21 protein-coding genes and 2 tRNA genes are annotated in these 26033 nt (G+C 61.1%); 21 read left to right on the top strand and 2 right to left on the bottom strand.

Translation table 11 applies throughout. The features are described 5' to 3' along the window. Positions 1-25 precede the first annotated feature (25 nt). From ACEG18_RS05300 to ACEG18_RS05240, 13 genes are all read left to right on the top strand, one after another. Complete coding sequence (locus tag ACEG18_RS05300; protein WP_372541629.1) at positions 26-916, top strand: YitT family protein; 891 nt, start codon at positions 26-28, stop codon at positions 914-916. 207 nt (positions 917-1123) lie between these two features. Further along, entirely contained in the window at positions 1124-1954 is an 831-nt protein-coding gene (locus ACEG18_RS05295; RefSeq protein ID WP_372541627.1) for a transketolase, read from the top strand. A 1-nt stretch (position 1955) separates the two neighbouring features. Beyond that, entirely contained in the window at positions 1956-2897 is a 942-nt protein-coding gene (locus ACEG18_RS05290; protein ID WP_372541625.1) for a transketolase family protein, read from the top strand. A gap of 449 nt (positions 2898-3346) precedes the next feature. After that, positions 3347-4567: a cell division ATP-binding protein FtsE gene (gene ftsE, locus ACEG18_RS05285; RefSeq protein ID WP_372541623.1), complete on the top strand. Its 1221-nt coding sequence runs from the start codon at positions 3347-3349 to the stop codon at positions 4565-4567. Beyond that, positions 4554-5474 (top strand): permease-like cell division protein FtsX, encoded by a 921-nt coding sequence (gene ftsX, locus ACEG18_RS05280; RefSeq protein WP_089572231.1) that lies wholly within the window; start codon positions 4554-4556, stop codon positions 5472-5474. The genes ftsE and ftsX overlap by 14 nt, the downstream gene beginning before the upstream one ends. Positions 5475-5665: 191 nt before the next feature. After that, positions 5666-7801 (top strand): ribonuclease R family protein, encoded by a 2136-nt coding sequence (locus tag ACEG18_RS05275; RefSeq protein WP_372541621.1) that lies wholly within the window; start codon positions 5666-5668, stop codon positions 7799-7801. Positions 7802-7978: 177 nt separating this feature from the next. Then, the gene (locus ACEG18_RS05270; RefSeq protein ID WP_055310347.1) at positions 7979-8584 is read left to right on the top strand and encodes a recombinase family protein; all 606 of its coding nucleotides are present in this window, start codon (positions 7979-7981) and stop codon (positions 8582-8584) included. 104 nt (positions 8585-8688) lie between these two features. Continuing rightward, positions 8689-9270 (top strand): VanZ family protein, encoded by a 582-nt coding sequence (locus tag ACEG18_RS05265; protein WP_372541619.1) that lies wholly within the window; start codon positions 8689-8691, stop codon positions 9268-9270. Positions 9271-9474: 204 nt separating this feature from the next. Further along, entirely contained in the window at positions 9475-10326 is an 852-nt protein-coding gene (locus ACEG18_RS05260) for a MurR/RpiR family transcriptional regulator (RefSeq protein ID WP_372541618.1), read from the top strand. A gap of 10 nt (positions 10327-10336) precedes the next feature. After that, positions 10337-11260: an N-acetylmuramic acid 6-phosphate etherase gene (gene murQ / locus ACEG18_RS05255; RefSeq protein ID WP_372541616.1), complete on the top strand. Its 924-nt coding sequence runs from the start codon at positions 10337-10339 to the stop codon at positions 11258-11260. Positions 11261-11317: 57 nt separating this feature from the next. After that, on the top strand, positions 11318-12748 hold the full coding sequence (locus ACEG18_RS05250; protein WP_372541614.1) for a PTS transporter subunit EIIC: 1431 nt from the start codon (positions 11318-11320) through the stop codon (positions 12746-12748). Positions 12749-12865: 117 nt separating this feature from the next. Continuing rightward, positions 12866-13918 carry a MupG family TIM beta-alpha barrel fold protein gene (locus tag ACEG18_RS05245; RefSeq protein WP_372541613.1) on the top strand — a complete coding sequence of 351 codons (1053 nt, stop codon included), beginning with the start codon at positions 12866-12868 and terminating at the stop codon, positions 13916-13918. Positions 13919-14010: 92 nt separating this feature from the next. After that, positions 14011-14370 (top strand): arsenate reductase family protein, encoded by a 360-nt coding sequence (locus ACEG18_RS05240; RefSeq protein WP_372541611.1) that lies wholly within the window; start codon positions 14011-14013, stop codon positions 14368-14370. Between the two features lie 134 nt (positions 14371-14504). Here the strand turns inward: ACEG18_RS05240 and ACEG18_RS05235 are convergent, their stop codons facing one another. Further along, the gene (locus ACEG18_RS05235) at positions 14505-14915 is read right to left on the bottom strand and encodes a hypothetical protein (RefSeq protein WP_372541610.1); all 411 of its coding nucleotides are present in this window, start codon (positions 14913-14915) and stop codon (positions 14505-14507) included. A 266-nt stretch (positions 14916-15181) separates the two neighbouring features. Between ACEG18_RS05235 and ACEG18_RS05230 the strand changes: the two genes are divergently transcribed. From ACEG18_RS05230 to ACEG18_RS05205, 6 genes are all read left to right on the top strand, one after another. Beyond that, positions 15182-15255: transfer RNA gene (locus tag ACEG18_RS05230), tRNA-Gln, on the top strand. A gap of 17 nt (positions 15256-15272) precedes the next feature. Further along, positions 15273-15349, top strand: a tRNA-Glu gene (locus ACEG18_RS05225). Positions 15350-15446: 97 nt separating this feature from the next. Continuing rightward, positions 15447-16364 carry a tetratricopeptide repeat protein gene (locus ACEG18_RS05220; RefSeq protein ID WP_118259198.1) on the top strand — a complete coding sequence of 306 codons (918 nt, stop codon included), beginning with the start codon at positions 15447-15449 and terminating at the stop codon, positions 16362-16364. After that, positions 16354-16824 carry an SsrA-binding protein SmpB gene (smpB, locus tag ACEG18_RS05215; RefSeq protein WP_006235325.1) on the top strand — a complete coding sequence of 157 codons (471 nt, stop codon included), beginning with the start codon at positions 16354-16356 and terminating at the stop codon, positions 16822-16824. Before ACEG18_RS05220 ends, smpB begins: the two co-directional genes overlap by 11 nt. Positions 16825-17031: 207 nt before the next feature. Continuing rightward, complete coding sequence (locus ACEG18_RS05210) at positions 17032-17535, top strand: flavin reductase family protein (RefSeq protein WP_372541608.1); 504 nt, start codon at positions 17032-17034, stop codon at positions 17533-17535. An 89-nt stretch (positions 17536-17624) separates the two neighbouring features. Further along, the gene (locus ACEG18_RS05205; protein WP_055251878.1) at positions 17625-17768 is read left to right on the top strand and encodes a rubredoxin-like domain-containing protein; all 144 of its coding nucleotides are present in this window, start codon (positions 17625-17627) and stop codon (positions 17766-17768) included. Between the two features lie 312 nt (positions 17769-18080). Here ACEG18_RS05205 and ACEG18_RS05200 read toward each other — a convergent pair whose 3' ends face one another. Beyond that, positions 18081-19337, bottom strand: a complete 1257-nt coding sequence (locus tag ACEG18_RS05200; protein WP_372541606.1) for an Nramp family divalent metal transporter — start codon at positions 19335-19337, stop codon at positions 18081-18083. Positions 19338-19775: 438 nt separating this feature from the next. Between ACEG18_RS05200 and gltB the strand changes: the two genes are divergently transcribed. Beyond that, complete coding sequence (gene gltB / locus ACEG18_RS05195) at positions 19776-24461, top strand: glutamate synthase large subunit (RefSeq protein ID WP_372541604.1); 4686 nt, start codon at positions 19776-19778, stop codon at positions 24459-24461. Positions 24462-24466: 5 nt separating this feature from the next. Next, positions 24467-25948 carry a glutamate synthase subunit beta gene (locus ACEG18_RS05190; protein ID WP_372541603.1) on the top strand — a complete coding sequence of 494 codons (1482 nt, stop codon included), beginning with the start codon at positions 24467-24469 and terminating at the stop codon, positions 25946-25948. Positions 25949-26033: the final 85 nt, after the last annotated feature.

The raw sequence follows: 26033 nt of genomic DNA, 5'->3' as shown, positions 1-26033 counted from the left end.
GGTGCGCTTTTTTGAGGGAGGCTGCATGGCATATCGTCTGGACATCAAGCGCATTCTTTCGATGAACTTCTTTCATGACTTGCCCAAGATCATGTTTGGCTGCGCCCTGGCAGCTATCGCGACGGACTTGTTTTTGATCCCCAACGGCCTTGCCGCCGGCGGCGTGACGGGCCTCGCCACCATTATTCAGGCGGTCAGCGCCTCGCATGGCATATCGCTTCCCGTTGGCATCCAGACCATCGTGATGAATGCCCTGCTGCTGCTGGTCGTTATGCGCGAGGGTGGCATGTTCTACGTGGTACAGACGGCGACGGGCTTTGTGCTGCTGGGCTTTTTCACCGACCTGTTCGCTCCGTTTGTGGCGCCGCTGGCACATGCCGATCTGATGCTGCCCGCTATGTGGGGCGGCATCATCACGGGCATCGGCTATGGCATGGTGTTGCGCGCCGGTGCCAACACTGGCGGCTCTGACACGATCGGCCAGATCATCTCGCGCAATACGTCACTACCGGTGGGCTCCACCGTCATGGCGATCGATGTTGCCGTGTGCGCGCTGTCGGCCCCGGTCTTTTCGGTCGAAAACGCGCTGTATGCGGGCCTTTCGATGGTCATTAGCGGCTACGTGATCGATGCCGTGGTCGACGGCGGCAACAGGCGCCGTATGGTGCTCATCATCTCGGACAAGTTTCCCGATATCGCGGCCGACATCATGTATGGCCTGGGCCGCGGCTGCACCAAGTTTAAGGCGACCGGCATGTACTCGGGTGCCGAGAAGCCGGTGATCATGGTAATCGTGAGTCGTCGCGAGCTCAACACGCTCAAAACCATCGTGCGTGAGCGCGACCCGCATGCTATCGTGACGGTGGCCGATGTCACGGAGACCTTCGGTGAGGGCTTCAAGGACATTAACGCGTAGGGCCGACTGCGTTCCATCCAAAAGACGTTCACATTGATAAACCGTTTCATCAGCGGTTCTGCCTGCTCAATTGCTCAAATAATGATAAAAAGTCTGGTAAAGCCATCAGTTTCCAGCATAATGAATGACGTACGTGCATTGCGGCTGTGTTGGGACGACCTTCTGTGCCGTGCGCATCTTGTCTAAAGAGGATGAAAGGAAGGCACAATGAGCGACAAAGAGCTCAAAAAGGTTGCCAACGAGGTAAGGAAGGGCATCGTCACCGGCGTGCATGCTGCCAAGTCCGGCCATCCGGGCGGTTCGCTCGGCGCTGCCGACATCATGACCTATCTGTACTTTGAGGAAATGAACGTCGACCCGGCCGACCCCCGCAAGGCCGACCGTGATCGCTTCGTGCTTTCCAAGGGTCACTGCGCGCCTGGTCTTTACGCCGTGCTCGCCGAGCGCGGATTCTTCCCCAAGGAGGATCTCGAGACGCTGCGTCACATCGGCAGCCACCTGCAGGGTCACCCCAACATGAACGACACCCCGGGCGTTGACATGTCCACCGGTTCGCTCGGCCAGGGCATCTCCGCCGCCGTGGGCATGGCCGTTGCCGCCAAGCACTGGGGCGACGACTATCGCACCTACGCCCTGCTGGGCGATGGCGAGAGCGAGGAGGGCCAGGTCTGGGAGGCCGCCATGTTCGCCGGCAACCAGCAGCTCGATAACCTCTGCGTGATCGTCGACCACAACGGTCTGCAGATCGACGGCCCCGTCGAGGAAGTCAACGACCCCATGCCGCTCGCCGACAAGTTCCGCGCCTTCAAGTTCCACGTGGTGGAGCTTGCCGACGGCAACGATTTCGATCAGATCCGCGCCGCCTTTGCCGAGGCCCGCGCCACCAAGGGTCAGCCGACCGCCATTATCGCCGAGACCACCAAGGGCAAGGGCGTTTCCTTTATGGAGAACCAGGTGGGTTGGCACGGCAAGGCCCCCAACGATGAACAGTTTGAGCAGGCCATGGCAGAGCTCACGGCCGCCGGAGAGGAGCTCTAGGATGGCAGACGTCAAGAAAATCGCCACGCGCGTAAGCTACGGCGAGGCCCTCGTCGAGCTCGCCAACGAGCACGATGACTTTGTGGTCCTCGACGCCGACCTGGCCGCCGCCACGCAGACCGGCAAGTTCAAGGCCGCCTGCCCCGACCGCTTCTTCGATGTGGGCATTGCCGAGAGCAACCTGATGGGTGTTGCCGCCGGTATCGCGACCACCGGCCGCGTCGCCTTCGCGAGCACCTTTGCCATGTTCGCCGCCGGCCGCGCCTTTGAACAGGTCCGCAATTCCATCGGCTACCCGCACCTTAACGTCAAGATCGGTGCCACGCACGCCGGTATCTCGGTGGGCGAGGATGGCGCCACGCACCAGTGCTGCGAGGATATCGCCCTGATGCGCGTTATCCCCGGCATGACCGTGATCGTTCCCGCCGACGACGTCGAGGCCCGTGCCGTGACGCGCGCCGCCTACGAGTGCGACGGCCCCGTGTACATGCGCTTTGCCCGTCTGGCCTCGCCGGTCATCAACGACCCCGAGACTTACAAGTTCGAGATGGGCAAGGGCATTGTCATGCGCGAGGGCACCGACGTGACCATCATCGCCTGCGGCCTGATGGTCGGCGAGGCCCTCGAGGCCGCTGAGCAGCTTGCTGCCGAGGGCATCGATGCCGAGGTCATCAACATGCACACCATCAAGCCCATCGACGCCGACCTGATCGTCAAGAGCGCCACCAAGACCGGCCACGTCGTGACCGTCGAGGAGCACTCCGTGATCGGTGGCCTGGGCAGCGCCGTTGCCGACGTCCTGTGTGAGCAGTGCCCGACGCCGCTCAAGAAGATCGGCGTCAACGACACCTTCGGTGAGTCTGGCCCGGGTGCCGAGCTCCTGCACAAGTACGGTCTGGACGCCGCCAACATCGTGGCAACCACCAAGGAGTTCTTGGCTTAGGACAAGGCGAGGCAAAGTATCGCTTCAGCAACCGTATGCAATCCATAACAGGGGCGTCCTCAAAGAGGACGCCCCTGTTTTTTGTCGGCAACAAACAAATTAGGCCCGCGCCAAGTGAGGGCTTCCTCCGGGAAACGGGCCCATCCCAACAAAGTGCAATTCAGCCCCCAAGCACGGCGCTGCTGCACCCAAGTAAAACGCAGCGACCCCTTAGTTATTGCAGGCCGGACACAGGGTTACTCTCCAAATCTTTCCGCAGGACGGAGGAGCCCCCGCCGCACGTAGTGCGCAGCGGAGGCTCCGACATGTCCGAGGACGATTTGGAGAGTAACCCTGCGCCCGGCCGGTGGGATCCCAAAGCCCGCCATGCTTCTTATGTGCAGCAAAGCTAATGCTGCTAAAATACAAGGCGCTCATGTAGTTTAAACGCACGACGATAAGGAGCACCAGTGGGTAACCACTTCCGTACCTCCGGTGCGGGCGATGATGCCCCCAAGACGCAGGCAGGCGTCCGGGGCAGTCGTTTCGCCACTCCGGATTCAGAGGGCCAGCCTGTTGCTCAGGCCCCCGCTCAGCCGGCAGATCAGGCACAGCCGGCATCCGATCCCTTTGCCTACAATCCCACCAGCGATGTCGCGCTTTCCGGCACGGCGGGTTTTGAGCCCGTTCAGGCCGTGACCGCTCGCTCGGAGCAGCCTCAGGCTGGCGCTGCCACGCCGCAGCCTACCATGGCCGGCATTCCCGACCCCATGGCCCCTGCGACGCCGGTTCCTCAGCCTGCGCAGTCCGGTCTCTTTGCCGCTATTCCCGATCCCACGCAGCCTGCTGCCCCGGTGGTCGAGAGCGATCAGGCAGCCGAGGTCGCAAGCCTCGATAACGCGCTCAACAACCCCGATTTTACGTCGGTGTTTGCGCCCATCGATCCGCAGGCCAGCCGCAAGAAGATGGCCAAGCAGGCCGGTGTCGAGCCCGTCATCCTTATGGAGCATGTCACCAAGATCTATCCGGCACAGCCCAACAAGCCTGCACTCGACGACATCAACATCGAAATCTATCCGGGCGAGTTCGTCTTCCTGGTCGGTCACTCCGGCTCGGGTAAGACCACGCTGCTGTCGACGCTCAACCGCGACGTCAAGCCGACGAGCGGCCGCATCCTGGTTGCCGGTCAGGACCTCATGAAGATCAAGAACCGCAAGGTTCCGTTCCTGCGCCGCCAGATTGGCGCCGTGTTCCAGGACTTTAAGCTTCTGCCGCAAAAAACCGCCTACGAAAACGTGGCGTTTGCCCTGCAGTGCATCGGCAAGCCCAAGGGCGTCATTCGCAGCCAGGTGCCCGAGGTGCTGCGTCTGGTCGGTCTGGCCGATCAGATGGACTCGCTGCCCGACCAGCTTTCCGGTGGCGAGCAGCAGCGCGTTGCCGTCGCCCGCGCTATGGTCAACCGTCCGCCGCTGCTGATCTGCGACGAGCCCACGGGTAACCTCGACCCGGCGATCTCGCTGGGCATCATGAAGCTGCTCGAGCGTATTAACCGCACGGGCACCACCGTGATCGTCGCCACGCACGACCGCGAGATGGTCGATAGCATGCACCGTCGCGTGATCGCCCTCGAGGGCGGCCACGTTATCCGCGACCAGGAGAGGGGAGGTTACGGCAACTATGGCACCAACTAACGTGGGCTACTCCTTCAAAGAGGCAATCAGCCACTTCTTCCGTAACTGGACTACCTCGCTCGGCGCCGTCATCACGATCTTCCTTTCGCTGTTTATCATCGGCCTGTTCATCATGGGCTCCGCGATGCTGAACTCCGTGATCGGCACCGTCGAGGATCAGGTTGTCATCAACGCGTTCATTAGCGATGACGCCGATCAGGCCGATGTTCAGGCTTTTGAGGCCGAGCTTAAGACGTGGAATAACGTAAAGTCCGTGACCTATAAGGACAAGGACGACGCGCTGGCCGAGTATACGAGTAAGATGTCGGGCAACGCCGACGCCACCATGAGCGCGCTCGATGGCCAGAACCCGCTGCCGGCTTCGTTTGCAATTGAGATGGACGATCCGTCCAAGGTCGAAAGCACGGCCCAGAAGCTCAAGAAGAACGCCGACTTCCAGAAGATCGCGGATGACGGCGACGTCAACGCGAGCGTGCTGTACGGCCAGGAGGAAGTGAGCCGCCTGTTCCAGGTGACCAACTACATCCGCATCGCCGCCGTGGTGCTCGTTGGCCTTCTGACCTTTATCGCATTCATCTTCATCAACAACACGATTCGCCTGTCCATCACGGCGCGTCGTCGTGAGATTGCGATTATGCGTCTGGTCGGCGCCAGCAACGGCTTCATTCGCGGCCCGTTTATCACCGAGGGCGTACTGCAGGCCATTTTGGGCTCGCTGCTTTCCATCGGCGTTCTGGAGCTGCTGCGCAATCTGATGATTCCGCGTCTGCAGGAGAGCATCGGCTGGATGTCGTTTGCCCTGCCGATGCAGTACTACCTGGTGACCTATGCTGCGCTGATTCTGGTCGGTGTGATTATCGGTCTCTTTGGTTCTGCCATCGCCATGCGTCGCTACCTGCGCGTGTAGGCATGCCTGGAATTCACCCTTCCAACGGGTCGTCTCTTATGGGGCGGCCCGTTTTTTGATCCCAAGGGGACGGAAGAAAACGGGTCATTGTGGCGCTGGTCTATCTATGTGACCCGCAATCCTGCCGTTCCCTAGGGATCATTTGGGTAGACTCTTGGGATGTAAACGGCAATCGATAGCAAGGAGGCGCCATGGGGCGCAATAACAAGCATAAGCGCGGTGCCCGCAATAAGCGTGGGCCGGTGCGCAGCGAACGCCGTCCGAGCCTGACCGGGCGCGTGCAGCTCCATGAGCATGGCGCCTATGTCATAACCGAGAGCGGCGACTACAAGGTCATGGGCCGCAGCAAGCGCGAGATCATGGACGGCGATACCGTTGCCGTGAGCATTAAGAACAGCCCGCATGGCGAGCGGCGCGCCGTGATCGAAGGCGTGGTTGAGCGCGCAGCCATAAGCGTGGTGGGTACGTACCAGACCGCCGGTCCGCTCGGTGTGATCGAGCCGCTCGATTCGCGCCTGAAGGCCGACTTCTTCATTCTGCCCGAGGATACCTCGGCGGATCGTCTGGGCGTCCACCCGGGTGATGCCGTTGTCGCGCGCATTTTGACCTACCCGACGCGCCTGGAATCGGGCACCGTGACGATCGAACGCCGCATTGGCGGAGATGACGCGCCCGATTTGGGCGTTCAATATGTGATGGCGCGTTATGGCTATACCGATAGCTATCCCGAGGCCGCGCTGGACGAGGCCGAGGGGCTTTCGCTCGATGTGTCCGCGGCGCTTAAGGACCCGCTCCGCCGCGATCTGCGCGACCGCTTTGTCATCACGATCGACCCGGTCGACGCGCGCGACTTTGACGATGCCATTTCGCTGGAGCGCACGCCCGAGGGTGGCTACAAGCTGGGTGTGCATATCGCCGACGTTTCACACTATGTGGCTTGGGACGGGCATATCGATCTTGAGGCTCGCCATCGTACGACATCGGTGTATCTGGCCGATTGCGTGCTTCCCATGCTGCCCGAACGCCTGTCCTGTGACCTGTGCTCGCTTCGCCCTGACGAGGACCGTCTTGCGTTTACCGTTGACATTGAGCTCGATGCGCAGGGTCGCGTGCGGCATTACGATCCGTACCCCAGCGTGATTCGCTCGCGTGTGCGTATGGACTATGACGGCGCCGAGGCGCTGCTGGTGCGTGCCGGCGCGGTGGAGTATGGGGTGCTGGAGGGTGCGGCCGAGGATGTTGCGGCTGCTGAGGCCTCGCGCGAGGAGGCGCTTGAGCGCGGTCTTGCGTGCGAGAAGGCCGCCCGCGGCTGCAACGTCGACCTCGGCAATTTCCTTGTCGCCGCCAACGAACTCGCCGAACTTCGCCGTCGTATTCGTCGCGTCCGCGGCTCAGTCGATTTTGACACGGCCGAGATTCGCGCTCTATTGGACGAGGACGGAGTACCCGTGCAGATTGTGGCGCGTGAGCGTTCGTGTGCCACGTCGCTTATCGAGGAAGCCATGCTGCTCGCCAACGAGTGCGTTGCAGAGTGGCTGGCAGACCGTGATATCGAGGCCTGCTATCGCGTGCATGAGGATCCGAGCCCCGATAGCCTGCACGGTGCCGCCGTTGCGCTGGCGCAGCTGGGCATCATCGACGATCGCCGTGCTGCCGGTATTGCCCTGGGGAGTCCCGATGAGCTGCAGGCTGCAGTCGATGCTGCCGCCGGTACGGCCAACGCACCGCTCGTCAACACGCTGCTTCTGCGCAGCATGCAGCGCGCGCTGTACAAGCCGCGCAACGAGGGCCACTTTGCGCTCGCCGCGCCGTGCTACTGTCACTTTACGAGTCCCATCCGTCGCTACCCCGATCTGGTGGTGCACCGCGTACTCAAGCTGCAGTTGGCCTATGAGCAGCTCGGCGGCAAGGACGCCTTGGTCCGTACGCCGCGGCTGATCGGCAAGGGGCGCGAGTCGCTGCCGCGCATTCTGCCGCAGATTTGCCGCGCATGCAGCGATGCAGAGCGTGCGGCCGATGCCGCCAGCCATGCGACGCAAAAGATCAAGATTGCCCAGTACTATGAGGATCGTCTGGGCGAGCGCTATGCCGGAACCGTCTCGTGGGTCAGCAGTATGGGCCTGTTCGTACGCCTGGATCTGACGCAGGTCGAAGGCTTGGTTTCGATCAAGAGCCTGGGTAACGAGTGGTTCGAGTTTGACGAGGACGCGCTCACGCTCACAGGTGCCGACACGGGCACTCGTTACGAACTGGGGCAGCGTGTGATCATCGAGGTCTCGCGCGTCAATACTACACGCGGGCACTTGGACTTTAAGCTTATCCATTAGCCAAATCCCGACTTGCGGCGGGAGGGCGGAGGGCGGTCTTTCGGGGCCGCCCTCCGCATTTGGATCGTGGCTGCCTTGCCGTCTGCTCGGCCGCCCGCTTACCTGCTATTTGAGAGGTAAAACCTACCAAAATAAACCTGTCCCTTTTTGGCAGGTTTACAAGAAAGCGGGGATGAGATGGCGACGGTGTACGGCTATGCGCGGGTGAGTTCGCGCGATCAGAATCTTAATCGGCAGCTGGATGCGCTGGGCGCCTATGGCGTGGGCTCGGCGAATATTTATGCCGACCATGCGAGCGGCAAGGACTTCGATCGACCGCGTTATCGCGAGCTGCTGCACGTCCTGGGAGACGGGGACGTGCTGGTGGTGCTTTCTATCGACCGACTTGGTCGTAATTACTCCGAGATTCTTGAGGAATGGCGACGCATTACCAAGGAGCTCGGGGTTGCCATTGTGGTGTTGGACATGCCATTGCTTGACACGCGCGCCAGGGCCAGCGGCGCGCCGGATGTGACCAACACCCTGATTGCCGATATTGTGCTGCAACTGCTGAGCTACGTGGCGCAGGTGGAGCGCGAGAATATCCATCGGCGTCAGGCGGAGGGGATTGCGGCGGCGCGGGCGCGAGGGGTCCGTTTCGGTCGACCTCGCAAGCCGTGCCCTCCTCAGTTTGAGCTGGTGCGTGATAGCTATGAGGCGGGCGATATTACCCGCAGCCAGGCAGCAAAGTGCCTGGGCGTGTGCGTGGGGACGTTCGATCGCTGGATGCGCGAGGCGGGGTAGGGGTTTGCGTCGCTTTGTTGCTTCCTGTTGCGATTCAAATTTTGATACGGTGGCGATGTCATTTGGGGCTACACTCGCTGATATTCAAAAAAGGAGGTAGGCCCTTGGCGCGCGTAAAACAAATAATCGGATGGACCGCGATCGTTCTGTTCGCTGCAACGCTGGCGAGCATCTGGGTGCTGACGGAGCAAAATGCGGTGGAGACGTCGTTGCTGAGCGAGTCCACCGCGCGTGTGGTGGAGGGTCAAGCTACGGGCGTACAGGCTGCCGATGTCGCGGGTGAAGCTCAGACCGAGAACGGGATGACCGGGGGCACCGATTCGGCTGCTTCGAATGTCCGGTCTGGCCGACTTGCTTCCATTCGCATGTGGGTGGGCACGAACGTCCGTCGCGTTGCCCATACCGTAGAGTTTTTCTTCGTCGGATTGTTCGCCTCGGTGGTCGTGGTTTGCTTTTCCAGGCGTCCGTGGAGCGTATGCTCCCGTTGCGTGCCCGTGTTGCTCTTTTGCGCCGCCTGCTCCATTGGCGATCAGGTGCATAAGATCTTTGTTCCCGGCAGGCATTTCGACGTTATCGATTTAGGATTCGATGCTGCGGGCTATGTCACCGCGATGCTGTTGGTATTGCTGGCAGCGGCGTTGGTGCGCCATGCGACTCGGCCGATCGGCGCCCATGCGAGGCGCTAGCCGGTAACAAACCCGTTTCTGATAATGCGACCTTGTTGAATTATTTTGTGTCGCGCGTATTTCCGAGCGGTCGGATTTGAGGGGCGAGCGGTAGAACGCTCGCCCTTTGTGCGCCACGATGCGGCACAATGTACCGTAAAAGCTGTTTATATCCGGTACGAATCGTTCGTTGGTCTTTAATTCTTCTCAACGGAGGTGTTTGAGATGGCAAACGGATTGCTTTTGCGGCTTCGCGAGCGTGAGCTCAGCGCGAGCCCGGCGGAACGCAATGTCATCGCATATGTAAGCGCTCATCCGCACGAGGTGGTCGGGCTGTCCGTCCGCGGTCTTGCCGATGCTACGTTCTCCTCGCCCTCGAGCATTTTGCGCTTTTGCAAGCGCTTGGGTTTTGCGGGCTACAAGGAGTTCCAGCGCGAACTGATTGCCGAGCTGGCACTCTTGGGTGACAAGAAAGACGTTGCCCTCGAGGACATCTCCATGGATGACAGCGTTGAACGTATCGTGGGGAAGGTGATGAAAAGCAACGTGCGCACGATCGAAGCGACGGCGCGAACGCTCGATTACACCGTCTTGGAACGATGTGCGGCCTATCTTAAGCGGGCACGCGCGGTCAATCTGTTCGGTATCGGTGCCTCTCGTTTGGTCGCGCACGATCTGGCGCAAAAGCTCATGCGTGTCGACAAAGAGTGCCATCTGTACGACGACTGGCATGATCAGCTCTTGTGTGCCAAGAACATGCATGAGGGCGATATGGCAATCGCCTTTAGCTACTCGGGCTTGACGCAAGAGGTGCTGGACTGCACCGCCGAGGCCCAACGTCACAACTGTCCCGTTGTGGCCGTGACCAAAGTAGATGGATCATCCAAGCTTGCCACCATGGCCGATGCCGTGCTCGGCGTCGCTGCGAGTGAGCCCTTGGTCCGCAGCGGTGCCATGGCTTCGCGTATGGCCCAGCTTATGATTGTCGATGCCCTGTACGCTGCTTACGTTGCCAGCGACTACGAACGAGCGACGCATGTCATTAAGCAAAACTACATCGAGAAACAGGAAAGATGAGGTGAATGAAATGCTCGATTTAACAAAATTCACGACCGAACAGCGTAATCAAAGGTCAATGGACCTCGATACGATGACATCGCTGCAGATCGTCACGACGATGAACGATGAGGATCTTCGTGCCGTCCAGTCGGTCACGAAAGTGTTGCCCCAGGTTGCCACAGCAATCGACTGGGCTGCTGAGGCACTCGAGCGCGGCGGGCGCGTCTTTTACATGGGCGCAGGCACCAGCGGTCGTCTGGGCGTACTCGACGCTTCGGAGTGTCCGCCCACGTTTGGCGTGTCACCCGATCTGATTGTCGGGCTCATTGCCGGAGGCGAGACGGCGTTTATCAAGGCTGTCGAAGGTGCCGAAGACAGTGAGGAGCTTGGCGCGAGCGACCTGCGGGGGCGTGGACTCTCGGACAAGGATCTTGTTGTTGGCCTGGCGGCAAGCGGTCGTACTCCCTATGTGGTGGGTGGCCTTGTGTACGCCAAGGCAACTGGGTGCAAGACCATTGCAATTGCCTGCAACCAAGGGTCGAAGATCGGGGAGAGCGCAGATCTTGCCATTGAACCCGTGCCCGGTCCCGAGGTGCTGACCGGCTCAACGAGGCTCAAGGCGGGAACGGTTCAAAAGCTCATCCTCAACATGATTTCAACCGGTGCCATGGTCAAGATCGGCAAGGTATACCAAAACCTGATGGTCGATGTGCAGCAGACGAACGAGAAGTTGGTGGTGCGCGGCCAGAACATCGTGATGGAGGCGACCGGCTGCACGCGCGAGCGCGCTATTCAGGCGCTTGCAGATGCCGGCGGCCATGTAAAAACCGCTATTGTCTCGGTGCTGCTGGGCTGCGATGCCGAGCAGGCTGCGGTAACTCTTGGGCGGGCGCGAGGCCATGTCCGTGCTGCGGTGAGTGGCCATGAGAAGAGCAATGCCGATGCCCAATAGGTGCGCGGCGTGATCTGATACGACATCCAAACGAGATACCCAATACAAGGAGGAGTTATGACGAACAAAGAGCTGGCTCAAAAGCTGCTGGACCTTTTGGGCGGTAAAGACAACGTGCTGGCAAACGCGGCGTGCATGACGCGCCTGCGCGTGACCGTCAAAGACACGGGCAACGTCGACACGGAGGGCATTATGGCACTCGACGGCGTGATGGGCCTGGTCGAGGACGACACGATGCAGATCGTGCTGGGGCCGGGCAAGGTGAATAAGGTGCTCGAGGAGTTCTCCAAGCTCACCGGCCTTGCGAAAGGCGTTGCTGACGAGAGCGTGGTCGACGCTGCGGCCACAAACAAGGCCGCGCAGAAGGCCAAGTACGAGTCCAAGCCGGTTCAGGCTTTCCTCAAGAAGATTTCCAATGTCTTCGTCGCCCTGCTTCCAGGCATCATTGCGGCTGGCCTTATCAACGGTATCTGCAACGTCATTAACGTCTCGACGGCAGGCGCGCTTGCGGGCGAGTGGTGGTACCAGGGCATTCGTTCCATGGGCTGGGCCCTGTTTGCCTATCTGCCCATCTTGGTGGGCTATAACGCGGCACGTGAGTTTGGTGGCTCCGCTGCGCTGGGCGGCATCGCCGGCATGATGTGTATTGCCAACAGTGCCATGCCCCTGCTTGCGCCTGGCGCGGCCGATCCTGCCACTGCCATTTTGCTGCCGCTCACCAATGCGCAGTACAACCCCGCGGCGGGCGGCATGATTGCGGCTCTCATCGCTGGCGCATTTTTTGCCTGGATGGAGCGTCAGATTCGCAAGGTTATGCCCAACGCGCTCGACACGTTCTTGTCCCCGCTGCTGGTGCTCATCATCGGCGCCTTTGCTCTGATGCTCGTCATCCAGCCGGTTGGCGCATGGCTGACGACTGCCATCTTTAGCGTTTTGACCTTTATCTTCGAGAAGCTGGGCGTCCTGGGCGGCTATATCCTGTCGGCAGGCTTCTTGCCGCTGGTTTCCGTCGGCCTGCATCAGGCGCTCACGCCGATCCACGCTATGCTCAACGATCCCGACGGCGCTACCAAGGGTATCAATTACCTGCTTCCCATCCTTATGATGGCTGGCGGCGGCCAGGTCGGCGCTGGTCTGGCGCTGTACTTTAAGACCAAGAACGCCAAGCTCAAGAAGTACGTCGCAGAGTCCATTCCCGTTGGAATCCTGGGTGTGGGCGAGCCTCTGATGTATGCCGTTACGCTGCCGCTCGTTCGTCCGTTTGTGACGGCCTGCCTGGGTGCCGGATTTGGCGGCGCGCTCGCGGCGCTGCTTCACATCGGCACGGTTTCTCAGGGCGTTTCCGGTCTGTTTGGCCTGCTGATCGTCGTTCCTGGACAGCAGCTCGGCTACGTTGCCGCTATGCTGCTTGCCTATGCCGCCGGCTTTGTCCTGACGTGGTTCTTTGGCGTCGACGAGCAGAAGATCAATGAGTTCTTTGGCGAGTAGTTTGATATCGCGAGCCGTGTTGCTCGGGGTTCGCGGCGCGCGGCAGATTTCTTGATGCTATGGTTGTGCCGGCGGGGCTAACTGCTCCGCCGGCCTTTTTTAAAGGAGCGTTGTAGCGTGAAAACGGGTATTTCGATTTATCTTTCCAGCCCTCTGCAGGATATTGAGCGGACGATTGAGCACGGTGCCGCGGCGGGTGCGCGCTATGCGTTCACCTCGCTGCATATTCCCGAGGATGGGGGAGCGGCGTATACCGATAAGGTCCGTCATGTGCTGTCGCTGCTTTCCGCCCGCGGCATTGCGCTCATTGCCGATGTGGGGCCGCGCACGTGCGATTTGCTCGGGCTTGAGCGCATCGAGGACCTGCGCGATCTGGGGTTGGAATACCTTCGTTTGGACTATGGCTTTAGCGCCCGGCGGGTCGCGGAGCTGTCCGGTGTATTTCGCATTGTGGTCAATGCATCGACGGTGAGTTCTGATGAAATCGCATCGTGGCGTGAGGCCGGTGCCGATGTGACTCGTTTTGCCGCCTGCCACAATTTTTACCCCAAGCCTTATACCGGTTTAGCTCTGGAGGACATTGCTCGGGTGAATCTTCGTCTTGCGGCGCTTGGATTCGAAATCATGGCTTTTGTGCCGGGCGATGCCAACGTTCGCGGGCCGGTATTCGAGGGACTGCCGACGGTCGAGGCACAGCGCGGTCGCGCGTCAAAGGTTGCCCTCAACATGCTTGAGCTTGCACATGGCGCCGATTGCGACATTGTGTTGGCCGGCGACCCCGATCTTTCCGATGCGGGCTGGACGCAGTTTGCTCATGTTTCCGCCGGATACGTGGACCTGCAATGCGAGCTTGAGCCCGGTTATGCCTATGTACGTGGGCAGATTCATCACGACCGACCCGATTCGAGCACCCTCATCTTTAGGTCTCAGGAGTCGCGTACGACGCTTAAGCCGGATTCCGTGCCGATGGATGCCGGTGCCGGCCTGTTTCGAAAGGCGGGGTCGATCGCTGTGAGCAATAGCGGCTATGGGCGCTACGAAGGCGAGCTTGAGATTGCGCGGGTCGATCTTCCCGGTGACGAGCGCATGAACGTTGCGGGTCATATCACGCCCGAGGCAATGGAGCTGCTGCCGTTCATCAAACGCGGATTCGGGGTACGGTTCGTTTAGCGTGTGACCCGTGGGCTACAATTGGCCCATCATACGAAGGCGCCTCGTGTGGCGTGTGCCTGCGTTGGCCGATCTATATTCGGAGGATTCCCATGACCGTACTGTTTGTTGAATATCCCAAGTGCTCGACCTGTAAGAAGGCCAAGGCATGGCTGGACAAACATGGGGTAGAGTATATCGACCGCGATATCGTTTTGGACAATCCCACGGCTGATGAGCTTGCGACCTGGATTGCTCGTTCGGGACTGCCGGTGCGGCGCTTCTTTAATTCGTCGGGCATGAAATATCGAGAGCTGGGCCTGAAGGCGCGTCTAGATGCGGGCATGACGGATCGGGAGTGCTACGAGCTGCTGGCGACCGACGGCATGCTGGTTAAGCGTCCGATGTTGGTGGGCGACGACTTTGCGATTCCCGGCTTTAGGGAATCGGCTTGGGTCGAGGCGTTGCTGTAGCGGCTGCGGAAAGTGCGACCCGTTTTGAGCTTCGATTACGGGATACGGTTTCCGGTTGAGGGCTCGATGGGAAAGTGGGGACCGGTTTGAGCTTGAAATCTGGGACGCACTTTCCGCCGGCAGGCTTGCCCCAGTCAGTCCTCCAACTGCGCCCATTCGTGCGGATCGTAGACCTTTACGTGCTTGTTGGGCTTGCCGCTCCAGTACTCCTCGTCCATAAAGGGCAGATATGCCTGAACACCGGGGCAGATAAAGGGAATCCGCTGCTGTTGCAGTCGCTCGCGCTGTCGCTGCTCCAGGTGCGCCTCGGATATGACAGTCGGCATACCGGACAGCTCGACGAGGCTTGCCTGGATTCGCTTAAGGTCGGGGAGTCCCGCGTGCCATAACATCCGCATGATCAAAAAGGATGCACGGCGGTATTTTGCCTGCATCACCGTGATGGCGGGGCGCAGAGTGGGATGGATTTTGTCCCGTTCGGGCCAAAGGTCAGCAGTGATCTCGAGGCCCAGGGTCTCCCATAGGTAATCAAGCTCTTCGTCCATGGCGCCTCGATATCTACGTGATCATTGATACTTCGATTGTGTTGCCTGGTGCTATCGTTTTCGCGGTAGAATCTGCCAACGGTTGACGGCTACCGCTCGCGGCGTTTTGCCCTTCGTGTGCAGCGGTCGACTTCACAGGTCCTTCACGTGTTGGCCGTATTTGACTGAATTTCAAAAAAGTCAAAATTGGGGCTTGCGTCACGGCCGGACTTCCCGTATATTTCTTTCTTGCGCAAAGGCACAGCCGAGCGCAGCGATGCAGTCATTGGGATGTCGTCTAATGGCAGGACAGCGGATTCTGGTTCCGTCAATGGGGGTTCGACTCCCTCCATCCCAGCCATTGCATTTGCTACATATGGCCCGTTCGTCTAGCGGTTTAGGACGCCGCCCTCTCAAGGCGGAGATCACCAGTTCGAATCTGGTACGGGCTACCAAAAGTGAACGCCCGGGCCTCGTAAGAGACCCGGGTTTTGTGTATTGACCGATATTTAAGGCGCGCGTTGAGTCTGCCGCCCGGACCGAGGAGTTGTCATGGACCTGCCTATCAGCTTGGAAGACATCACGTATGCCGAGAACTATCTGGCGCAGGGCGACCTGGCTACGGCGACGCCGCTGCTTGAGCGTCTGGTGGAGCTCGCCGAGGAGTATATCGACGCTGAGTGCAAGACGGAGGAGAAGCGCCAGTACTTTAGCTTCGACAGCAAGTTTGAGCGCCTGGCCTATCGCCGCGTGGAGAAGGATCCGCGCGAGCTGGTGCAGGTCGAGGTTCCCTTTGACCGCCTGTACTCCGACATGGCGTTTGCCTACATTCGCCAGCAGGATTATGTGAGTGCTCGGAATGCCCTGATGCAGGCCGTGCGTTGGGATCCCATGAACTGCAACTATCGCTTGGACTTGGCCGAGCTGTTCCGCGCGCTCGAGGACAAGCAGGAGTGGGCATCGCTCTCGTTCTCGGTGCTGGAGCGCGCGAGCGACGGTAAGTGCGCCGCACGCGCCTACACCAACTTGGGTCAGTACTTCTTGGAGCCCGAGACCGAGAACATTTCGGCTGCCGTGGGCTGCGCGCGTCTGGCGCTGCGCCTGGCGCCCAATGATGCGCATACGACGCGCCTGCTCAACAAGATCCATACCACCTATCCGGATGCCGCGGACGAGAGTGACGACCATGTGATGGGTGAGCTCGCCCTGCAGGGCGTGCCGACCTCGCCTTCGGCCGAGATTGCCATCTGCCTGATCATGTGTGCGACCGACGCTGCGAGCGACGGCGACAAGCAGGAGGCTACGCGCCTGACGGTCCGTGCCCGCGACCTGGTGGGCGAGGAGGCCTGCGCGGCGATTATCAAACTGGTGCGCGAGAGCGACGCCGAGCTCAATGCTGAGCGCAAGGCAAAGCGCGACGCCGCGGGCTCAAACGCCGATGGAGCCAAGGAGGCCGGCGATGCCCAGTAAGCGCGAGCGCAAGCTCATCTCCAAGAATCGCTCGGCACACCACGAGTACTTTATTGATGAGACCTTTGAGTGCGGCATTGAGCTGAGTGGCACCGAGGTCAAGTCGATTCGCGAGCGCGCGTGCCAGATCACCGACACCTTTGCACTGATCCGTGGCGGCGAGTGCTGGCTCGTGGGTCTGCATATTCACCCTTATAGCCATGGTGGCGTGTGGAACCGCGACCCTGATCGCCGTCGTCGTCTGCTGCTGCACCGCAAGGAGATTGACTTTCTTGACGGTAAGCTACGTAATCGCGGCTATGCTCTGGTGCCGCTGGAGCTCTACTTTAATACCGACGGCCGCGTAAAGCTGCTGCTGGGCCTGGGCCGCGGCAAGAAGCTTTACGACAAGCGCGAGGATATGGCCAAGCGCGATGTCCAACGTGAGATTGACCGCGCCCTCAAGGAACGCAACCGCTGACCGTCCTTCATAAGTTGCGGTGGAATACGGACTGTTTTGCCTGTTTGAGGGGCTATTCAGTCCCTATTTCACCGCAACTGTGGCGTCTCATCTTGCTTATACTGTTTTGACACATATGTCTCAAAGGCGGCATCCGTTATGGGCGCCGCCTTTTTTGTGGGTACATACATCCATGAGGCTCCAACCCGGGTTAGGGGAGTGATTGTTATGGACAAAACTGCGTTCTTTACCATGCCGAGCGGTCTGTACGTGGTGAGCGCCGCGGCAGACGGGCTGCGCGCCGGCTGCGTCATCAACACTGCGGTGCAGGTGACGTCCATGCCGCCGCGCATTTCGGTTGCCGTGAACAAGGACAACGTCACCTCGGGCGTCATCGCATCGGCCAAAGCGTTCGCGCTGACCGTGATCGATCAGACCGCCGATATGCTCTACATCGGTAACTTTGGGTTCCGCAGCAGCAGCGACTATGACAAGTTTGCCAAGTACGAGACTTGCGAGACTGCTCTCGGCATGCCTTATGTGCCCGAGCACGCGGCGGCGCTGTTTAGCTGCCGTTTAATCGACACTGTGGATGTGGGCACGCATCTACTGTTTATCGGCGAGGTCGAGGATGCCGAGCGCCTAAGCGACGAGACGCCACTCACCTACGATTACTACCATAAGGTCCTGAAGGGCAAGACGCCTCCGAAGGCGTCCTCGTATCAAGGCTAGAAATGTTTTAAAAATACTTGCATTATATTATTGAGAATCTATACTAATAAATGAAGTACATCACCAGTCGCGTTCGAGAGGAGAACATCATGGCTGAGGAGAAGAAGACGTATAAGTTCGTGTGCGTCGTTTGCGGTTACGAGGTTGAGGTCGACACGCCCGAGCTGCCCGAGGACTACGTGTGCCCGGTCTGCGGCGTCGGTCCCGATCAGTTTGAGCTCGTCGAGGAGTAACTCGTAGACACGCGACTTGCAGCAACACATAGCTCTGTCCAAGGGCCCCGGTCGGATATCCCGTCCGGAGCCCTTTTTCCTCCGTCCCCAAGGGATCACGGCTGCTGTTAGCCGATCCTGTCTGTTGTGAGTCCGGCCGACCGTTTGTCTCAATCTGTAACATCTAGCAGTGAAAACGGGGTCTACGTGTTACAGATTGAGACAAACGGAGCTGTCCCTCGGAATGATCTCGATCTGTAACATCTAACGGTGGAAATTGGGTCCACTTGTTACAGATTGAGACGTTATATCTGGACAGCCACGCCATCCCAATTACATCCCCGTTAGCAGCACGATGTCGAGAATCGTCACGATGGCGCCAATCCCTATAAGCAGCGCGTTGAGAGGGCGCGAGTTGGCGTATTTGCCCATGACGCGGGGTGAACTGGTGAGCCGTATGAGCACAAAGACCGTAATCGGCAGCTGAAGCGACAGCAGTGCCTGACTCCAGATGAGACCTTCAAAAGGATTTGGGACGACCAGGCACGCCGTCACTGCGCCGACGAAACAGGCCGCCACCCCGATCGAGGAATGTCGGTCGTGGATGTCGTATTCCTCGTCGAACATGCCCGCGGTGATGGTGCCCGCCGCCATGCCCGCCGTCACGCTACTCGAGAGGCCCGCAAACAGCAGCGCCACGGCAAAGATGGTCGAGCTTGCCGGGCCCAGAATGGGGGAGAGCGTGGCCGCTGCGACGGCGAGGTCGTCTACGACGATGCCGTGCGCAAAGAAGGTCGTTGCGGCCAGGATGACCATTGCCGAGTTGATTGCCCAGCCCACGCCCATCGAAAAGAGCGTGTCGAAGAGCTCGTAGCGCAGACGCTCTTCGATAACCTGCTCGCCTTGGCCTTCGAAGTGCATGGATTGGATGACCTCGGAGTGCAGAAAAAGGTTGTGTGGCATAACGACCGCACCCAGGACACTCACGATAATCGCGGCAGAGCCAGTGGGCATACTGGGCGTGATCCAGCTTGCGGCGGCTTGCGGCCAGTCGACCTTGACCAGCGCAAGCTCGGCCAAAAACGAGAGTCCTACCACGCCTACGAAGGCGATGATCCAGCGTTCGGCATGCTTGTAGGAGTTCGTCATGAGCATCGCCATCGCTGCTGCCGCCACGATGACGCAGCCCGCACGCACGGGCAGCCCAAAGAGCATTTGAAGGGCAATCGCGCCGCCCAGGACCTCGGCCATGGCGGTGGCGATGGTCGCGAGATAGGCACTGGCGAGCACCGTGCGCCCGACGAAGCGGGGGAGGTAACGTGTCGTGGCCTCGGCAAGGCAGGCGCCCGTGGCGATACCCAGGTGCGCCGCGTTGTGCTGCAGCACGATGAGCATAATCGTGGACAGCGTGACAATCCACAGCAGCGCGTAGCCAAACTGCGAGCCCGCGGCCATATTGGAGGCCCAGTTGCCCGGGTCGATAAAGCCGACGGTCACGAGCAGCCCGGGGCCGATATGCCGCGCAATGTCTAGGCCTCCGTGACCACCGGTGCGTCGGGAGCCAAAGTGTTGTTTGAGATGGTTGAGCATGGTGCGCTCCTGCGTGCCGTTTGTTTGACGCCGCAAAGGATACCCGTTTTAGGCTCAAAAGTTAACCAAGACAAACAAAACTGCCGTATTTGAGTAGGATGGTGAAAGGGGACTGCCGAAGTGTCTCGATCTGTAACAACTAGGGATGGAAATTGGGCCTAGGTGTTACAGATCGAGATGAACCAAAACCGTCCTGCAGAAAATCTCAATCTGTAACATCTAGGTGCCAAAATCGGTTCCTCCTGTTACAGATTGAGATGTTTGAAGCGGTGAGCTTAGAAGCCGAACTTGGGGGCTGACGTACATGTTTGATAGCAAGGCGTTGATGGCCGGCGTGCGTTACGCGATTGTTTCGAAACGGGCGGGAAACACAACGGGCCGGTGATGCTTCTAGTATGCCTATTCAACTGACTGTCTAACACCAAGGGGAGGATCGCGATGCAGGCAGATTCCGCTCAGCAGCAGGGCCTTTATCGCCCCGAATTCGACCACGATGCATGTGGCATCGGCGCGCTTGCCGATATCAACGGTGAGCGCCATCACCAGATTCTGGACGACGCACTGTCCATTCTGGTCAACTTGGAGCACCGCGGCGGTACAGGACTCGAGAAGAACACCGGCGACGGTGCCGGTATCCTGTTTCAGGTTCCGCATCACTTTTTCCGCAAAGAGGCGCAAAAGTGCGGCCAGATTCTGCCGGCAGAGGGCGACTATGGCGTGGCCATGCTGTTCTTCCCGCAGGACGACAAGGGCGTAGAGGATGCTCGCCGCGTGTTTGAGGAGGGCTGCGCCGAGGCCGGCGTGCCGCTGCTCTTTTGGCGCGAGGTGCCGGTCGACCCGCACGATTTGGGCGAGACGGCCCGCGCCTGCATGCCTACTATCCTGCAGGCCTTCCTGGGCCGTCCGGACGACACACCCGCCGGCGATGCCTTCGAGCGTCGCCTGTACGTGTGCCGCCGCACCATCGAAAAGAAGGCCGACGCCGAGTTTGCCCTGCGCGACAAGATCTTCTATGTATGCTCCATGAGCTCGCGCACCATCGTGTACAAGGGCATGCTGGTCGCCACGCAGATGCGCCGCTTCTTCATCGATCTCAACGACGCCGCCGTCAAGACGGCCGTGGCGCTCGTCCACTCGCGCTACTCCACCAACACCACGCCCAGCTGGGAGCGCGCGCACCCCAACCGCTTTATCATCCACAACGGCGAGATCAACACCCTCAAGGGCAATGTCAACTGGATTCGCGCCCGCGAACCAAACCTGTACAGCCCCGTGCTGCAGCACGATCTTGAGCGCGTGATGCCCATCATCAACCGCGAGGGTTCCGACTCCGCGATTTTGGACAACGTGCTTGAGTTTTTGGTCATGAACGGTCGTCCGCTCACGCGTGCCGCGTCCATGCTGCTGCCCGAGCCGTGGGACCACAACGATAGCCTGAGCGAGGAGCGCCGCGCCTACGATGCCTACCAGTCCATGCTCATGGAGCCGTGGGACGGTCCTGCCGCTATCGCCTTTACCGACGGCCGTACCCTGGGCGCCGCCCTCGACCGTAACGGCCTGCGCCCAGCTCGCTACTACGTGACGCGCGACGGCCGCTTTATGCTGGCGAGCGAGGTGGGCACCATCGAGGTGCGCCCCGAGAACATCCTGACGAGCGGCTGCTTGGGACCGGGTCAGATGCTCGAGGTCGATTTTGCCCGCGGCCGCGTGATCTACAATGACGAGCTGCGCGCCCGCTATGCCAAGGAAAAGCCCTACCGCGATTGGATTGCCGAGGAGACGCTGACCGTCGACGCGCTCGATGAGCCCGTTGCGGCAACGTCCGCCGAGGACGCCGAGGTGCCCGCCACCGTGCGTATGGCCAAGCTCGGCTACCACTGGGATGACGTCGACGAGGTCGTGCGCCCCATGGCCCAGCAGGGCAAGGCCCCGCTCGCCTCGATGGGCATCGACGCACCGCTGGCCTGCCTGTCCAAGAAGACGCGTTCGTTCTTTGACTACTTCTATCAGCTGTTCGCTCAGGTCACGAATCCTCCGATTGATGCCCTGCGCGAGCATATGGTAACTTCGACCACGCTCTACCTGGGCAACCACGGCAACCTGCTCGAGGATTCCCGCACGGCCTGTCAGCTGGTGCGCTTGGAGCGCCCGTTGCTCAACGAAGAAGAGTTCGAGCATATCTGTGCCATCGACCGTGTTGGCTTTAAGACCCGTCGTTTCCGTGCCGTGTACCGCCGCGATGCCGGCGAGGGCGCGCTGCAGGCTGCGCTCAAGCAGCTTGCAGAGGACGTTGAGGCTGCGGTCCGCGACGGCGTGAACATCGTGGTGTTGAGCGATCGTGCCGCTGCGGGCGAGGTGCCCGTGCCGTCGCTGCTCGCCGTGGGCTGCGTGCACAACCACCTGATCCGCGTCGGCGTGCGTACCTTTGCCGACATCGTGGTGGAGTGCGGCGACGCCGTGTCCCCGCACGACTTTGCCGCGCTGGTGGGCTACTCCGCAAGCGGCATCTATCCGTACAATGCGCATGCGTGCATCCGCGACTTGGCGGCACGCGGCGACCTGGACGTGACGGCCGAGCAGGGCATCGCCAACTACAACAAGGCTGCGACCGCCGGCATCGTCTCCATCATGTCCAAGATGGGCATCTCCACGGTGCAGAGCTACCATTCGGCGCAGATCTTCGAGGCCGTGGGCTTTACGCCGGAGTTCGTCAACGCGTACTTCGCCGGCACGGTGAGCCGTGTGGGCGGTATGGGTGTCGAGGACGTTGAGCGCGAGCAAAACGAGCGCTACGACGCCGCGCTCGCTATCCTTAAGAGTCCGGCTCCCGATCAGCTGCCCACGCTGGGTCTGACCAAGTGGCGCCCGCTCGGCGGCGAGGATCACCTCATCGATCCGCAGACTGTCTACCTGCTTCAGACCGCCTGCCGTGAGGACAGCTACGACACCTTTAAGGAGTACAGCGCCCGCCTGCACCGCACCGGCCGTGCCGTGCGCCTGCGCGACTTGCTCGACTTTGATGCCAGCGGCCGCACTCCGGTGGCACTCGACGAGGTCGAGCCCGCGCTCAACATCGTCCGCCGCTTTAACACCGGCGCCATGTCGTACGGCTCCATCAGCAAAGAGGCACACGAGTGCATGGCCATCGCCATGAACCGCCTGCACGGCCGTTCCAACTCCGGCGAGGGCGGTGAGGACCCGCGTCGCGAGACCCCGCTGGCCAACGGTGACTCCAAGAACTCTGCCATCAAGCAGGTGGCAAGTGCGCGCTTTGGCGTGACGAGCCGTTACCTGTGCAGCGCCTTCGAGATTCAGATCAAGATGGCCCAGGGCGCCAAGCCCGGCGAGGGTGGCCACCTGCCCGGCAAGAAGGTCTACCCCTGGATCGCCGAGGTCCGTCAGTCCACGCCCGGCATCGGCCTGATTTCGCCACCGCCTCACCACGATATTTACTCTATCGAGGACCTGGCAGAGCTGATCTTCGATCTTAAAAACGCCAACCCCGGCGCGCGCGTGTCGGTCAAGCTGGTCAGCGAGGCCGGCGTCGGCACCATCGCCACCGGTGTGGCCAAGGGTGCTGCCGACAAGATCTTGATCAGCGGCCACAATGGCGGCTCGGGTGCCGCTGCGCGCGACTCTATCTGGCATGCGGGTCTGCCGCTGGAGCTTGGCCTTGCCGAGGCTCAGCAGACGTTGCTGCAAAACGGCCTGCGCTCCCGCGTGGTGCTCGAGGCCGACGGCAAACTCATGGACGGCACCGACGTTGCCGTCGCCTGCTTGCTGGGCGCCGAGGAGTTTGGCTTTGCGACCATGCCGCTCATCTCCATGGGCTGCCTCATGCAGCGCGACTGCCAGCAGGACACCTGCCCGGCCGGCATCGCTACGCAAAACTGCCGCCTGCGTCGCGGCTTCCGCGGCAAGCCCGAGCACGTCGAGCACTTTATGCTCTTTGTTGCCGAGCAACTGCGCGAGGTCATGGCGAGCCTGGGCTTCCGCACCGTCGACGAGATGGTCGGCCATCCCGAGTGCTTGCGCCAGATCGAGGTCCCGGGCAACCGCAAAGCAAACCTTCTCGATCTGTCGCCCGTGCTGGCGAGCGCGACCTGCGAGTTCGGTGTCCATATTCCGGGCGCCGACGGTCGCCACTTCCTGCCGCAGATGGCCGCGGACAGCGAGCTCGACAAGACGCTCGACTCCACGTTGTTTGTGCCCTATACGGCCGATGCCCGTGCGCACCTGCGCCCGATTCGCTTCCGCGCCGATATCGCCAACGTCAACCGCTGCGTGGGCACCATCCTGGGCAACGCGGTGACCAAGGCGCATCCCGAGGGCCTGCCCGCCGGCTCCATCACCATCGATTGCGATGGTTCGGCCGGTCAGAGCTTTGGCGCCTTCCTGCCGCGCGGCATTACGCTCAACGTGTGCGGCGACGCCAACGACTACTTTGGCAAGGGCCTTTCGGGCGGCGAGGTGTCGGTGCGCCCCAACCCGCATGCGACCTACAAGTTCGACGAGAACATCATCGTGGGCAACGTTGCGTTCTTTGGTGCCACGAGCGGCCGCGGCTTCATTAACGGTCTTGCCGGCCAGCGTTTTGCCGTGCGCAACTCCGGTGCCACCGTGGTGGTCGAGGGCTGTGGCAACCATGGCTGCGAGTACATGACGGGCGGTCTGGCGCTCATCCTGGGCGAGGTCGGGCAGAACTTCGCCGCCGGTATGACGGGCGGCGTGGCCTATGTCTTTGACCAGTACGGCACGCTCGATGCCCGTGTGAACCACGAGAGCGTGGAGCTCAAGGCCCCGACGGCCGGCGAGCTGGCGCAGATTCGCGAGCTCATCCAGGAGCACGTGGACGCGACGCAGAGCCCGCGCGGCATTAAGCTGCTCTACAGCTTTGAGACGATGAGCAAGCACTTTGTGAAGGTCATTCCGACCGAGTACGAGCGCGTGCTGGCGATTGTCGCCGCGGGCGAGGCTGCCGGCAAGACGCATGCGCAGGCCGAGGAACTGGCGTTTGACATCGTGACCGGTCGCGCGAGTGCCGCGGATGTCGCTCGCTTTGATGCTGCGGGCGCTGCGTCCGTGGCTGCCAGCCCTGTTGCTTCGACCAAGAAGGAGGCGTAAGTGCCATGGGTAAGCCCGGTGCTTTTCTTGATATCGATCGCGTGACCCACGAGCTCCGCCCCGTGGAGGAGCGCAGCCATGATTTCGATCCGCTGTACGTGGAGCTCGATGACGATGCACGCCGTGCCCAGGCGAGCCGCTGCATGATGTGCGGCGTGGCGTTTTGCCAGATGGGCGCGAGCTTTGGCAAGGCACGCCCGAGCGGCTGCCCGCTGCACAACCTGATTCCCGAGTGGAACGAGCTGGTGTACCGCGGCCGCTGGGACGAGGCTGCCGAGCGCCTGTCGCTCACCTCGCCCATGCCCGAGTTCACGAGTCGCGTGTGCCCGGCGCTGTGCGAGGCCGCATGCAACCTGGGTTCGGTCGACGGTCAGCCCACGACGATCCATGACAACGAGCGTGCGATCAGCGACCATGAGTGGGCAAATGGCGGTCCGCGTCGCTTTGAGCCGGCAGGGGAGGGTGCGCCCACGGTTGCCGTGGTGGGCTCCGGTCCTGCTGGTCTGGTGGCGGCATGGGAGCTTGCGCGTCGTGGCGCCCGCGTGACGGTGTTTGAGCGCGACGACCGCCCGGGCGGTCTGCTCATGTACGGCATTCCCAACATGAAGCTCGAGAAGTCCGTGGTCGAGCGTCGCGTGGCGCTCATGCGCGAGCTGGGCATTGTGTTTGAGCTGGGTGCCGACGTTACCAACCCTGCGGTGGCGGCCGAGCTCGATGACTTTGACGCCGTCGTGGTGGCTGCCGGCGCCCGTGCTCCGCGTGGGCTTTCGGCTGCGAACATTGATGCCCCGGGCGTGGTGTATGCCGTGGACTACCTGACGGCTTCGACCGTCTCGGTGCTCGATGGCGGTGAGCCTGCTATTGACGCGCGCGGCCTGGACGTCGTGGTCATTGGCGGTGGCGATACCGGCAACGACTGCGTGGGTACCGCGGTGCGTCAGGGCGCGCGCAGCGTGCGCCAGTTTGAGTTCTTGCCGGCTGCGCCCGATAAGCGCGCGGCGAACAACCCCTGGCCGCAGTGGCCCAACGTTAAGAAGACCGACTACGGCCAGCAGGAGGCTATCGCTGCGATGGGTGGCGAGATGCGTGCCTGGGGCGTGGATACGCTCGAGGTGCTGCTGGACAAGAAGGGTGCGGCTGCGGGTCTGCGCGTGGTCGATCTGGACTGGTCGGCGGGAAAGCCCGAGCGCATCGCTGGTTCCGAGCACGAGGTGCCGGCGCAGTTGGTGCTCATCGCCTGCGGCTTTACGGGTCCGGAGCACGGCGTGTTCGATGCGGTGAGCGTGCCTGTTGCCACCGCTGGTCGTCCGCTGCCGGTGATGGCTGCTGAGGGCTCGCATCTCGCGGCTCGCACGGAGGGTGTCGCCGCGGATGCCGCGCCGGTGTATGTGGCGGGTGATGCCCGCAACGGCAGCTCGCTCGTGGTGAGTGCCATGGCCGATGCCCTGGCCTGCGCTGCCGAAGTCGCCGACGCGCTGGAGCTGTAAAGTAGTCACGGAGATATTCAACAATCGAATCGGCAAGGGCTGTCCCTAACTGCCGGCACAAAAGGAACGTCCCTAAGTGCCGACA

It is taken from the genome of Collinsella aerofaciens (genome assembly GCF_041537385.1).
GTDB classification, from domain to species: domain Bacteria; phylum Actinomycetota; class Coriobacteriia; order Coriobacteriales; family Coriobacteriaceae; genus Collinsella; species Collinsella aerofaciens_BV.
The sequence above is the reverse complement of the archived record's forward strand: the minus strand, read 5'-3'. Positions and strand labels throughout refer to the sequence as shown.

Excerpts from the sequence above, each read along its gene's own strand:
- ftsX (WP_089572231.1), top strand. The coding sequence starts at position 4,554 with ATGGCACCAACTAACGTGGGCTACTCCTTCAAAGAGGCAATCAGCCAC.
- ACEG18_RS05300 (WP_372541629.1), top strand. The coding sequence starts at position 26 with ATGGCATATCGTCTGGACATCAAGCGCATTCTTTCGATGAACTTCTTT.
- gltB (WP_372541604.1), top strand. The coding sequence starts at position 19,776 with ATGCAGGCAGATTCCGCTCAGCAGCAGGGCCTTTATCGCCCCGAATTC.
- ACEG18_RS05250 (WP_372541614.1), top strand. The coding sequence starts at position 11,318 with ATGACGAACAAAGAGCTGGCTCAAAAGCTGCTGGACCTTTTGGGCGGT.
- smpB (WP_006235325.1), top strand. The coding sequence starts at position 16,354 with ATGCCCAGTAAGCGCGAGCGCAAGCTCATCTCCAAGAATCGCTCGGCA.
- ACEG18_RS05220 (WP_118259198.1), top strand. The coding sequence starts at position 15,447 with ATGGACCTGCCTATCAGCTTGGAAGACATCACGTATGCCGAGAACTAT.
- ACEG18_RS05235 (WP_372541610.1), bottom strand. The coding sequence starts at position 14,915 with ATGGACGAAGAGCTTGATTACCTATGGGAGACCCTGGGCCTCGAGATC.
- ACEG18_RS05275 (WP_372541621.1), top strand. The coding sequence starts at position 5,666 with ATGGGGCGCAATAACAAGCATAAGCGCGGTGCCCGCAATAAGCGTGGG.
- ACEG18_RS05210 (WP_372541608.1), top strand. The coding sequence starts at position 17,032 with ATGGACAAAACTGCGTTCTTTACCATGCCGAGCGGTCTGTACGTGGTG.
- ACEG18_RS05290 (WP_372541625.1), top strand. The coding sequence starts at position 1,956 with ATGGCAGACGTCAAGAAAATCGCCACGCGCGTAAGCTACGGCGAGGCC.
- ACEG18_RS05260 (WP_372541618.1), top strand. The coding sequence starts at position 9,475 with ATGGCAAACGGATTGCTTTTGCGGCTTCGCGAGCGTGAGCTCAGCGCG.
- ACEG18_RS05205 (WP_055251878.1), top strand. The coding sequence starts at position 17,625 with ATGGCTGAGGAGAAGAAGACGTATAAGTTCGTGTGCGTCGTTTGCGGT.
- ACEG18_RS05240 (WP_372541611.1), top strand. The coding sequence starts at position 14,011 with ATGACCGTACTGTTTGTTGAATATCCCAAGTGCTCGACCTGTAAGAAG.
- ACEG18_RS05200 (WP_372541606.1), bottom strand. The coding sequence starts at position 19,337 with ATGCTCAACCATCTCAAACAACACTTTGGCTCCCGACGCACCGGTGGT.
- ACEG18_RS05270 (WP_055310347.1), top strand. The coding sequence starts at position 7,979 with ATGGCGACGGTGTACGGCTATGCGCGGGTGAGTTCGCGCGATCAGAAT.
- ACEG18_RS05190 (WP_372541603.1), top strand. The coding sequence starts at position 24,467 with ATGGGTAAGCCCGGTGCTTTTCTTGATATCGATCGCGTGACCCACGAG.
- murQ (WP_372541616.1), top strand. The coding sequence starts at position 10,337 with ATGCTCGATTTAACAAAATTCACGACCGAACAGCGTAATCAAAGGTCA.
- ACEG18_RS05295 (WP_372541627.1), top strand. The coding sequence starts at position 1,124 with ATGAGCGACAAAGAGCTCAAAAAGGTTGCCAACGAGGTAAGGAAGGGC.